The 12,310-nt window shown below is 41.4% G+C and carries 10 protein-coding genes; 4 read left to right on the top strand and 6 right to left on the bottom strand.

Annotated features, from left to right (window positions below; all coding sequences use genetic code 11):
- Positions 1-45 precede the first annotated feature (45 nt).
- Entirely contained in the window at positions 46-2,622 is a 2,577-nt protein-coding gene (locus WA1_RS26995; RefSeq protein ID WP_017749934.1) for a bifunctional diguanylate cyclase/phosphodiesterase, read from the bottom strand.
- 329 nt (positions 2,623-2,951) lie between these two features.
- Here WA1_RS26995 and WA1_RS26990 point away from each other — a divergent pair, with 329 nt between their 5' ends.
- The 3 genes from WA1_RS26990 (at position 2,952) to WA1_RS26980 (ending at position 6,335) form a co-directional block, all read left to right on the top strand.
- Positions 2,952-5,093, top strand: coding sequence for a protein-disulfide reductase DsbD family protein (locus WA1_RS26990; protein WP_017749933.1), 2,142 nt, complete (start codon positions 2,952-2,954; stop codon positions 5,091-5,093).
- A gap of 48 nt (positions 5,094-5,141) precedes the next feature.
- Complete coding sequence (locus WA1_RS26985; protein ID WP_017749932.1) at positions 5,142-5,810, top strand: thioredoxin family protein; 669 nt, start codon at positions 5,142-5,144, stop codon at positions 5,808-5,810.
- Positions 5,811-6,122: 312 nt separating this feature from the next.
- A complete protein-coding gene (locus WA1_RS26980; protein ID WP_017749931.1) occupies positions 6,123-6,335 on the top strand; it encodes a DUF6887 family protein in 213 nt (70 codons plus the stop codon).
- Here WA1_RS26980 and WA1_RS26975 read toward each other — a convergent pair.
- The 5 genes from WA1_RS26975 to WA1_RS26955 all read right to left on the bottom strand — a co-directional run bounded on the left by WA1_RS26975 (position 6,332) and on the right by WA1_RS26955 (position 10,487).
- A complete protein-coding gene (locus WA1_RS26975; RefSeq protein WP_272819237.1) occupies positions 6,332-7,243 on the bottom strand; it encodes a YihY/virulence factor BrkB family protein in 912 nt (303 codons plus the stop codon). The genes WA1_RS26980 and WA1_RS26975 overlap by 4 nt on opposite strands.
- A gap of 122 nt (positions 7,244-7,365) precedes the next feature.
- Positions 7,366-7,707, bottom strand: coding sequence for an ATP-binding cassette domain-containing protein (locus WA1_RS26970; RefSeq protein ID WP_148662777.1), 342 nt, complete (start codon positions 7,705-7,707; stop codon positions 7,366-7,368).
- An 80-nt stretch (positions 7,708-7,787) separates the two neighbouring features.
- The gene (locus tag WA1_RS26965; RefSeq protein ID WP_017750186.1) at positions 7,788-9,323 is read right to left on the bottom strand and encodes an IS200/IS605 family accessory protein TnpB-related protein; all 1,536 of its coding nucleotides are present in this window, start codon (positions 9,321-9,323) and stop codon (positions 7,788-7,790) included.
- Positions 9,324-9,384: 61 nt separating this feature from the next.
- On the bottom strand, positions 9,385-10,050 hold the full coding sequence (locus tag WA1_RS26960) for an IS607 family transposase (protein WP_272819170.1): 666 nt from the start codon (positions 10,048-10,050) through the stop codon (positions 9,385-9,387).
- Positions 10,051-10,064: 14 nt separating this feature from the next.
- Positions 10,065-10,487 (bottom strand): ATP-binding cassette domain-containing protein, encoded by a 423-nt coding sequence (locus WA1_RS26955; protein ID WP_066613036.1) that lies wholly within the window; start codon positions 10,485-10,487, stop codon positions 10,065-10,067.
- Positions 10,488-11,159: 672 nt separating this feature from the next.
- On the opposite strand from WA1_RS26955, the gene WA1_RS26950 reads away from it, so the two are divergent.
- Complete coding sequence (locus tag WA1_RS26950) at positions 11,160-12,263, top strand: glycosyltransferase family 4 protein (protein ID WP_033336754.1); 1,104 nt, start codon at positions 11,160-11,162, stop codon at positions 12,261-12,263.
- Positions 12,264-12,310: the final 47 nt, after the last annotated feature.

Below are 12,310 nucleotides of genomic sequence, written 5' to 3'. Positions count from 1 at the left end.
GAGATCTCATTTTCACCACTTCTAAACACAGAGTAAGCAACCCCATCACCAGTGAGGATTTGCCACAAGTAATGCTGTCGCATTTGAACTCTTCAATGGTTTGGAGAAAAAATATCCTTGACCATATTCACAGTTCAACTTTCTTAACATAGCCAATTGCTCTTTTGTCTCTACACCTTCGGCGGTGACATGTACACCTAGTTTATGTGCCAACGTGACAATGATCTCAATAATTTCTAAATTTCTGCTATTAGCATCTACAGGGCTAACAAAAGATTTATCAATCTTCAACAAACTAATTGGAAAGCTAGAAAGACGTCCCAATGAAGAGTGACCTGTGCCAAAGTCATCAATTGATATTCCAACGCCCAACTCTCGAAGTTGTGAGAGAGTCGCAGTAGTCTCATCGCCGTTTTCCATAATGACGCTTTCAGTAATCTCTACAATTAGACTGCTAGAGCTAAGACCAGTTGCTTGTAGAACTTGTTTAATCTGTTGAGTCAAATCCGAGCGAGAAAATTGTTTAAGAGAGAGATTAACAATAATTTTCTCCAGTAAGTTAGGATGTTTGCTCAGTTGCCAAGCTTGCATTTGGCGACACGCTTCATGCAATGTCCAGTAACCAATCTCGATAATTAGTCCAGTTTCTTCTGCTAAAGGAATAAAATCTGTCGGATTAAGCAAACCTCGTTCTGGGTGTTGCCAGCGCAGCAGAGCTTCAAAACCCAAAATATAGCCACTTGAGAGCGAAACAATCGGTTGATAATAAACTCGAAATTCTTGACGTTCAATTGCGCGGCGCAAATCAGCTTCTAATTGCAATCTGGCTAGAGCATCAGCATACATATCGGAGTTGAATAGCTCATAGCGTGCTCTGCCTAGTGCTTTGGCTCGGTACATTGCCGTATCGGCATCTCTGAGCAGGTCTTCTGGTTGATTATAATCTACTGTTGAATTTAAAGCAATGCCAATACTTGCCGTCGCGAATACTTCTTGTCCGTCAAGTTCAATAGGTAATACCAGTTCCTGTTGAATCCGTTCGGCGACTTTGATAGCGTCTGATGCGTCTTGGATGTACTCGAGTAGAATTGTAAATTCATCTCCTCCAAATCGCGCAGAAGTATCCGTGGGACGTAGACACACCTTCAGCCTGCTAGCAATAATCAGTAGGAATTGGTCTCCCATGATATGTCCAAGACTGTCATTAATCACTTTAAACCGATCTAGGTCGATAAATAGCACAGCAAATAAATAGTTTTCTTGCCGTTTAGCTAGCTCAAGTGCATATGTTAAGCGCTCCATAAACAACGCTCGGTTTGGTAGACCTGTCAGTGCATCGTGAAATGCGTTATGCGACAATTGGTTGTTAGTCTTTAATAGTTCAGCAAATGACGCTTGTAATTGAGTAGCCATTTGGTTATAAGCTTCAGCAAGAACTCTTAGTTCTTGAATACCCTCTACTGTAACAGTCCGATCTAATTTTCCATAAGCAATTTCCTTGGAAGCCAAGCTCAAGCGGGTGATTGGTTGGGTAATCCAATGAGAAGTTAGCACGCCTGTCACTGTAGTCACTATCAATGTTCCCAAACACAGCAAAATAGTGGTTCGTGTATTTGCTTCGATATGTTCCATAAAGTCAGCTTCTGGAATCACTACGACAATGACCCAATCTAGTCCGCAGCCGTCTGTAAATGGCATTATATGTATGAATTGTCGCTTACCGTCAATTTTAAAGTCGATGTGGTGGGTGAAGTGAATGTTATTAAAATTACTAAATTTTGCTTGCAAATACTGTGCTGTCAAACGAGTGACGCGATCGCTACTAGCCAGAGCTGTCAGACGTTTGCGCTTTTCCCCTCCTTCCTGGCGATGAAGTATAAAAAGTTTTTCAGTTGTTGAACTGGCTACCAAGTTTCCAGAACGCTCAATAATAAATGTCTTTCCCGAACGCCCGATTTTTAAACTATGCAAAAACTTACTGAGTTGGGAGAGAGATAAGGTTGCATTTGTGACACCCAACAAGGTACCTTTCTGTCCATAAAGAGGTCGAGTAGCACTGATTGCTAGACCTAATGAAGAAAAATACGGGTAAATTTCCGTCCAAGTCGTTTTCCCTGCTTTCACAGCTTTTGTATACCAAGGACGAGTGCGGGGATCGAAGGTTGTGCTAACTTGAATTAATTGAGTGCGATTACCTTCGCTATCAGTGGTATACGTATGGTACTGACCACCCGTTGAGCGATTTTTGCTTCTGATGACCAGCGAACCATCATTCAAACGATCTACCGAGTAAATTTCTCCCTGTACACTTCCAATTGCGATCGGACTTAGAGATTTGAACAATCGCATTTGGTACCAAAAATGACGTTCTACACTTTTGCTATCTTTCAAATTCAACCCACCCAAACGAATGGCATTGGCGTTAATTTGAGTGACGAGTTGGGGTTGCTCCATGTAATCAGTAATGTAATGATGAATCCGATTTGCTATTTTATTTCTCAAATGAAGAGCAATCTCATCAATAGCTTTCTGCCCATTTTTTAAGGAGAAGAATGCTGTTAGCCCCACAGAAGCAAAGATTTGCACTACAAAAGGGACTACCAGAACTACACGGAGCGGCATTCTCATAAACCTTGTAAAAATTAGATGCATAAATTCCGCTGTGTTATCGGCAGATAATTCCAAAAATTCTTATTTTAAATATGTATCTTGGAGAAATTTACTGACTGTCATTATGTTGTCATAATTATCTACTAAACTTCTAGTTAAGAAACATGAAAATATTTGTATAATATATGACCTTACTTGTTAAGTATGATGAACCATGTTCATAGCATTTCTGCCCATTTCGGACATTGGAGTACATATTCATATGTAATTTTTCAACTAGAGATGTTGTACCATTCAGCAAACGTCAGCAAAATTTGTTAGTACAGATTGGGCTTTAGTATATGCCTGAACCAACACAAATAGCTATAAAAATCATTACGCTCATCCTCAGTTTTCTCACGCTCCTACCTTTAACTGCTTGGGCAAATCCGGTGAAAACCGAGCGCGTACAAGCACAATTGGTGAGTGAAGTCAATAGCATCCAACCAGGAAAACCGTTTTGGGTGGGGTTGCATTTCCAAATCAAGCAAGGGTGGCATACTTATTGGAAAAATCCAGGGGACTCTGGTGCAGCGCCCAGTATTGCTTGGACATTACCATCAGGATTTTCAGCAGGGGAACTGGTGTATCCCTATCCTGAGAGACTACCTACGAGTGGGTTGATGAATTTTGGCTATAAAAATGAGGTCATGCTGTTGAGTCAAATTACGACTCCAGCAAATATCAATACCGATAAGCCGATTCAACTCAGTGCTAAAGCTGACTGGCTGGTATGCGAACAAGAGTGTATTCCAGAAAATGCGACGCTGAATCTTAATTTAGAAATAGCGAAAGCAACACCTATTCCTAACACCAAGTGGGCGAAGGTTTTTGAGAAAACGCGGGCGGCTTTACCTCAAGACTCGCCGTGGCAAAGTACTGCTCGTATCAATGGGGAAACTTTGATCCTCAGGGTGAATGCACGGCAATTGCAAGCAAATCAGATTAAGGAAGTCGTATTCTTCCCTAATGAAGATGGTATTATCAATAATGCATCTCCCCAAAAAGCAAGCTTCGATAAAGATGGCTTAACTGTCCAATTAGAACGGGGAAATCGCAGTGATGTCAAACAAGTCAGTGGTGTCATCGTTCTGCAAGAAGTCTTAGACGGACAAATTGCCAATCAAGCATTTGCGATAAGCCCAGGGTTGAACGGCTCAGGCGGTATCGCAACCCAAATAGAAACAGCAACAACTCCACAACCCACTTCCCCAGCATTATGGAAGGTTTTGGGATTGGCATTGCTTGGTGGAATTGCCCTCAACCTCATGCCTTGCGTTTTCCCCGTACTATCACTAAAGGCATTAAATATTGTTCAAAAATCAAACTTTAGCAAACAAGAAGTTCGCTTGAGGGGACTTGTATTTACAGCAGGTGTGCTCATCAGTTTTACAGCCCTAGCCACAATACTGATCGTACTGCGTAGTTTGGGACAGCAAATTGGGTGGGGATTCCAGCTACAATCACCCGTGTTTGTCACTTTGTTGGCGTATTTAATGTTTGCTGTCGGCTTAAGTTTGTCAGGGGTGTTTATCTTTGGCGCTTCCCTAATGGGTATGGGACAAGATTTAGCAGCACGTAACGGTTTGTGGGGTGAATTTTTCACAGGAGTTTTTGCAACAGTTGTCGCGACACCTTGTACAGCACCATTCATGGCGACAGCTATTGGAGTTGCACTGACACAGACACCAATAGTAGCCATAGTTATTTTTCTACTATTAGGTTTGGGTTTAGCGTTTCCGTACCTACTCATCAGTTTTCTTCCTGGTTTGCAAAAAGTTTTACCCAAACCTGGTGCATGGATGGAGACATTTGCTCAGTTTCTTGCATTTCCAATGTATGCTGCAACAGCTTGGTTGGTTTGGGTATTGGCGCAGCAAACAGGAAGCACTGGTTTAGCCGCAGCCTTATTTGGGTTGGTACTTATAGGTTTTGCTGCTTGGTTGCATCAAAAAACCTACATGATTTCTGGTTGGACGCGACGCTTTGCTAGTATTGCAGCATTCATAGTATTGGGATTTGCCCTGACTTTGGCACAATTACCAAGTAGCATAGCTCCTAATGTTGCTAACTCTAATACTCAACAAGCCACTTCTAGTTCTCTCAATTGGCAACCTTATAATGCTCAAAAATTAGCTGAGTTACGCCAGTCTGGGAAACCAGTCTTTGTCAACTTTTCTGCAGCTTGGTGTATTACTTGTTTAGTCAATGAACGCGTCGCCCTTAACCAATCTGATACGATCGCTGCTTTTCAAGAGAAAAATGTCGCTCTTCTCAAAGCCGATTGGACAAACCGCGACACTGAAATTACTCAAGCTCTAGCAGCTTTTGGACGCAGTGGTGTGCCTTTATATTTACTGTATCCAGCTAATTCCGATACACCACAGATTTTACCTCAAATTCTCTCTCCACAACAGGTACAAGAAAAGGTAAAAAGTTTGTAGATGGGGAATGGGGAATGGTTTCTAAACCACTAACAACTAACAAAAAACATGAAAAAACTCATTACAGCTAGCTTCTTTGCTTTTACCCTGGCGTTGACAGGTTGCCAAAATTCTCCCACAGTGAGTCAGAAAAGTCCTACGGTCTTACAAAATGCGGCTGAAGCAGCAACTCCCGTGCGTGTTGGTTCACCCGCACCAGAGTTTACTGCAACTGATAGTAATGGCAAGAGTCACAAACTGAGCGACTTTAAGGGGAAAACTGTTGTGTTGGAATGGACAAACCATCAATGTCCTTTTGTCCGCAAGCACTACGAGAGCAACAATATGCAGCAACTTCAAAAAGATGCTACCAGTAAAGGTGTAGTTTGGTTATCTGTGATCTCGTCAGCACAAGGACAACAAGGATACCTGACTCCACAAGAAGCCAATGAACAAACAAAGACTCGTAATGCTAGTCCGACAGCCGTACTTTTAGATCCGAATGGTCAAATTGGGCGTCTTTATCAAGCCCGGACGACACCCCATATGTTTGTTATAGATAAGAAAGGGGTGTTGCAATATGCAGGTGCGATCGACGACAAGCCCAGTACTAATAGTGCTGATGTCAAATCGTCTAAAAACTATGTATCGGATGCTGTCAATAGCGTTTTACAAGGAAAAGCTGTAGCAAATTCTACGACTCAGCCCTATGGTTGCTCTGTAAAATACGGTAGTTAATTAAGTCCCCGACTTCTCTAAGGATACAGCTGGCGATTAGGGGGTGACACCCCCCAATGACGAGAAATAAGCTATTTCAGCGCTATTTCAGGACGCGATCGCATTCCGAGTATCGTCTCGAAACGCCTATAAAATCGTTGGGGTGAGGGGTCAAACCCATCATTCGCCAGCTGTATCCTCTAAGAAGTTGGGGATCTAGCAGCCCCAGTTGGTCAGATCCCCGAGGTATCGAAGGATACAGCGGGTCATTCGGGGGTAAGCGCAACCGCACAATTTCTGCTCGTCCCGCTACTCGAAATGAAAGGAAACTTTATGATTAAACCTGATTTTCAAACAATGCCCCGTGCTGAATTGCGTCAATATATTCTCGACCATAGAGAAGATGATGAAGCCTTTCAAACTTATTTAGATAGATTTACTTCTGAAGATACCGTAATCTTTCCTGCCCCACAATCAATAGAAGATTTAGAAAACTTTCCTGAATTGCATAAACAGAACTTAGAAAGGCTACGGAAGCAAGCTTAACCAACCGCATTATCCTTACTCATAGCTTTGCCAACAGTCACGTTCAACTGTGCTCCAAGCAGCATACATAAGGAACTTAAATTCAGCCAAAGAAGCAACACAATTCCCGCGCTTAGGGTTCCATATGTAACATTGTAATCACTGAAATGATTGATATAAATACGAAATAATCTGGAAACAGTTTCCCATAGCAATGCACTAATAATTGCGCCTGGTAGCAAAGGGGTTCCTTTTCGCCATCGACTCGGACCAAATCGGTAGACTAAACTAAAGGCAACAGCTAACATTATGAGTGTTAAAACCCAACCAAAAAGTTTCCACGCTGATAGAATACCAGATGCTGGAATTTGACCGATCTCCAGTGCAAACTTAATCAGCAAATCGCTTATAAATGCCAGAAATGAGGCAGATATGACTAAGGAAATCGTACCAAGTGTGAGACCGAGAGCAATAATTTTAGCTAACCAAAAAGGGCGTCGCTGCTTAAATGGGATCTGGTAAATTTGGTCTAAAGCACTCATAGCTGTGTTGATAGCACCAGAAGCAACCCAGAGTGCAACAGCACAACTTATGTAAACTACTTTTTCACCTTGAGGGAGTTTGATTGTACTAATAAATTCTTCAATTAAGATTAAGACTGGTTGGGGTGCAATGCTTAGGACTTGGCGTGGTAAAAAGTCAACTTGTTCTTGAGAAATTGCCAACATCCCAATTGCAGCTAAAATTCCCACAAGGCTGGGAAACAGTGCCAAGAGGTTGTTGTAAGCCATTTCTGCTGATAGACCGAGCAATCGTTGTTTGCCAGTTTCCACAACGACTTGTCTGAGTGTTTTCCTGTTCAGGTGGCAAAAGAAACGAAAAAAGCGAGTGGATAGCATTATATCAGATATTTCAAGCTCAAATTTCACTTCTTGAATCCTGTCTTATTTATCCACTATTAAGTAGGTGGGCGTAAATATTTATCGTTGAGAAAAGCCAAAAGGCAGTCCCGATGACAAAATTTCCTCCCCTACTCTCTACTCCCTATTCCCTACTCCCTATCTATTCTACCATCCTCCATGCGAACAATACGATCGGCGATGTCTAGGATGCGGTTGTCGTGAGTCACAAGGAGAACAGAACATCCCTCTTCTTTAGCAAGGCGTTGAATAATATCAACTACATCTCGCCCTGTTTTGCTGTCTAGTGATGCAGTGGGTTCGTCAGCAAGCAATAATTTAGGTTGAGCAACCAAAGCACGGGCGATCGCAACCCGTTGTTGTTGTCCTCCTGATAAATTTGCCGGGTATGCGTGATCCTGAGAGATGGAAGTTATCGGAATTTTTAGTACTTCTCTCTCCTTTTCTCGCTCCCGATGGGTATGCCTCGTCAATAGCTTTGCAGGCTTGCTGCTACTATATATGCACGGGTAATCCAAACACGTCGAGAACGCATGGGTAGAACCACTAACCCTTACACAGCTACCATGCCAAATGCCTTTCTGGCTGCTTGGGTAGCAAGTAAACCCTGTTTTTCAACTTTCAACCTGGGCTTTTGGTAATATCTCGCAAAAAAACGTAGACCTATATTTCGGGCGGCGTTCAGATCGGCATTGCCTCTATGTTCAACGGTGTCGGAACAAATATAATTTGGCGCTCCCGTACTGTAATCAACTTTCTCCAATGATTTATTCATGATTATTTGAAAAAGTCTGGCGACATCAGTACTAAATTGAGCTTCTATTCTGGAAACTAACGAATCTTCTTCTTCGTTGCCATTACATAATGCACAATGCCTGCTTGTATCTTTTGGTGAGACTTGAGCCGTGATAATTCCATAAGACTGAAAAGCTTTGTATTTGGTTCGTTTCCGAATTTTCGACGAGAGCCAATAAGCTCTTTTTTGATTAGAACGACGGCTAAATTTCGCTCTATCGGGTCGAAGATTAGTTAAACACTCAAATACAATTACTGTCGCTCCATACTGATGAGCAAAGTCAGCTATACGTTTAGAGATTCGATGAGATTCGTAATTATCTCTATTCTTAATTTTCTCAAAGCGTTGAGAATTATCACCAATCTTTTTAACTCCAAAACCTTTATTTGTCTTGGAACTAGCTACTGCAATTAAACCTAACTCACGCTTCCTACGATGTTGGATAGTATCATTACCCTTAACAAAGAGAGTGGCAATCTCGGTAACGCTACCCGTAACGTCGGAGTGTAGAATTGTTGCTACAGCTATATCACCATCAAGATTTAGATCTACGTTGCAAGTTGTTAATCCATCAGGGTTCAATGCTTGTTGAGCCAGTTTCCCGTTGGATTTGACTTGTTTAATCACAGGAACATGAAGATGTAACCTATCTTTTAAAACCAGCGTGGGACTTCCCCATTCATAACCATAAGGAAGTTCTCTACCTTCTAGGTTGATAGGCTGCTTCATAAAAACCCATCTGTTGCCTGTCCACAGTTTTAATATGATTGATGAACCGTCAAACTCCTTGTACATCCCACGATAGAAAGTAGGATGAATGTTTGTATAATTACGAGGTGGTAGCGGTGGTTTATCTGTGAACTTTTTCGGAGTGTATTTCTGGCCCTTAGCTTCAGAAATGGCTAATTTCTTGGCTTGTTTTTCTTCATGCTTATCTCTACGTAACTCCCATTTTTTATAGTTCGAGTCCCAAGACTTTGCTATACCAAAAGCGGTTTTAATGCAAGAACGACGCATGTCTTGAACTGTGTTGATCTGCAAGGGAATTTCCGGGGAGGGTCTTTGTTTGGTAATTAATGTTAATTTCTCTACAACGCTATACAAGTCATCAGATTTTAAATTGAGTAGCTCTAAATTCTCCAGAAATACCAAAACATAAAACTCAGTTGTATCTGCGTACAATTGTTTGGTAGTAATAATATGTTTAACTATTTCTTCCCTGTAAGCAGTTTCACTTTTAGCTCTTAATATCACTGTCTTTTGAACTTCAATATGTCCTTTGACTCGCCCCACGTTGTATCACCTCCTTCGCTTGACTGTTTTAGTATACAAAAATGTCCCCGACATTTCCGATTTAGACATCATTCTTCATGGAATCTTCATCTAATTTTTCTACTTCTAAAGTTTTTCTGATCGGTTTTTCATACTTTCGCAAGCCGTAAAGCCTTGCAGAAAAACAATGCATGATTGCTAGCAGATCTTGCACTAACTCTTGTTGAGGAGAAAGCACGACTTGATTCAACACAATAACTTTACAATCAAATTGAGCACAAAGCCAAACTACAAGGTCAAAACCGAACCTGACCAACCGATCTGAATAAGCTACTACTATTTCTTTTACTTCGCGATTAATCACTCTTTCTAATATCGATAAAAGCTTTTTCCGCTTAAAGTTCAACCCCGAACCTACTTCGTAAATCATCTCTCCTTTAGGGTAGCGCGAGCGTAAAAAATCTAACTGCCGTTGCAAATCATCCTTTTGAGAATGCGTTGAGACTCGTCCATATATGATGACTGCTCGGTCGTCCTCCCCAATCATCTTTCTGAGGGAGGTCACATCGTATCGGCGATAACCACTCTCAGCTTTGATAAAGTCAATTTTCCCGGCGTCTGCCCACTTAGCTAGAGTTTTTGGATGAAAGCCTGTTAGTTCTGCGGCGTCTTTAGGACTGATATAAGGCATAAACTCAGAAATAGTATTAGATATCTTAAAATTAACACTAATTCCGACTTGTTCCATGAAACCGTTACTAGCTACGTCTCTACTTTATCACTTAAACCAACAGCTTGCAGTGTAGCAACTGATTTTTCTCGGTACTCCCGTTTAGGAATTTCTGGATGCAGTTTGAGGGACATACGGACATTACCGTAGGCGGTGAGACACTTGAGCAAATTGTGGTGTTGGAAGATAAAACCAATGTTATTGCGGACTTTTGTTAGCTGTTTTTTACCGATCCCTTGTAATTCTTGACCTAGGACTTGCAAGCTACCTTCTTGTACGGTACGCAGTCCTCCTATAAGAGAGAGTAATGTCGTCTTACCGCTTCCAGAAGGTCCGGTGAGGATGACAATCTCTCCTGGGTAAATATCCAAGTTCACATCACTCAGCACGGGTTTACGCAAAGCCCCTTGACCAAAAGCATAGTTCAGATTTAAAGCAGCTACAGTTGGTTCCATAGTGAGTAGAATGGCTAACTACTACTTAAATTAACTGACTATAAAACTCTAATGGTGGGCTTTAGCCCTACCTACTTGTAGTTGAAAAATTAAATAGGATGAATTACTATGGCTGTCCTGTTTTTAGTTATGGAAATTATTAACCGCTAAGACGCAAAGAGCGCTAAGAAAAGAAAGAATTTTACCTAAGAGGATGTTTGAAAAGTCACGATTGATGTCTCAAATATTTTTTACCCCACCCTAGCCCGGACCGATGGATTGGTCTGGGAACTAGATTTTTCTTGTTTCCACCCTTTATAAGGAGGGTAATTAATGTGATTAAAATCACAACTAACCACTTTTCAAACATCCTCTAATGGCATAATCTTTAAGGAAGAGGTTCCAATAATAATTTCATTCTTAGGACTTAGTGGAGTCTCTTTCTTTGAGGAGTAGATAAGGGTATATGAAAAAAAATAAAGTTCATATTACAATATTCAAGATTTACTGAATTTTACAAAATTTCGCAAATTCACGCTCGCTTGATTGCCTAATGTCAGGAAATAAAAGCGATCGCTCTTACGAACTTGTGAAATCTTGTACTCACTTATCAAGCAGCAAGAATTGCTTGATAAGACTTGCGTTCAGCAAAATTTCCTGTCTTATCTCCGCCTACGTTTTGGGAGTTTGATTATGCGGATTGCTCAAGTCGCCCCTTTATGGGAAAGGGTTCCACCTCCAGCTTACGGAGGGATTGAGTTAGTGGTGGGGCTACTGACTGATGAACTGGTTCGACGCGGACATGAAGTCACGCTATTTGCATCAGGAGATTCTCTGACTCTTGCTAAATTACAATCCGTTCATCCCGTTGCTATAAGACTCGATCCCAAGGTAAAAGAATACGGTGTTTATGAGTCCTTACAACTGAGTTGGGTATACGAGCAAGCACAGGAGTTCGACATCATTCACTCTCACATGGGCTACGCTGCATTAAGCTATGCAAATTTAGTAAAAACACCTACAATACATACATTACATGGAATTTTTACACCTGATAACGAAAAGTTATTTCAACACGCACGCTCTCAACCATACGTTAGTATTTCCAATTCGCAACGAGAATCAAATTTAGAGCTCAATTATGCTGCAACAGTTTACAATGCTATTGATGTTAATAGCCATAAATTTTATCCCGTTCCAGATAACCCACCTTATCTAGCTTTTCTAGGTCGAATGTCACAAGAAAAGGGACCGCATCTCGCAATTGCTATTGCCAAACAGGTGGGTTTACCATTGAAAATGGCAGGTAAAGTCGATGAGTTTAATAGAAACTTTTTTGAAAGAGAAGTTCAGCCTCTGATTGATGGAAAGCAAATTCAGTATTTGGGTGAAGCCGACCACCATCAAAAAAACGAACTTATGGGTCGTGCGATCGCAACTCTATTTCCCATTACCTGGCGAGAGCCATTTGGCTTAGTTATGATTGAATCAATGGTAGCGGGTACACCAGTCATTGCAATGAACATTGGGTCTACGCCAGAGGTCATTGCCCACGAGCGGACAGGCTTTTTGTGCAATAATTTAGAAGAGTGCGTTCAAGCTGTCAGCAAAATCGCGGAGATAGACCGTTACACCTGTCGTACCTATGTTGAAAACCGCTTTAACGTTCAAAACATGACAGATGGCTATGAGGCTGTTTATCATCAAATTTTAGCGACACGGTTTGTTCAAAATCGACATTTGCATAAATTGAAAGTGCCTACTGCCACTATGAGTATACCCAGTCATCGCGCCTAAAAGAAGAATTTCAGGACGCAGTTTGAGGGACATACGGACATTATCGC

It is taken from the genome of Scytonema hofmannii PCC 7110 (genome assembly GCF_000346485.2).
In the GTDB taxonomy this organism is placed as follows: domain Bacteria; phylum Cyanobacteriota; class Cyanobacteriia; order Cyanobacteriales; family Nostocaceae; genus Scytonema; species Scytonema hofmannii.
Note: the sequence above shows the minus strand (reverse complement) of the source record. Positions and strands in the feature narration are given on the sequence as shown.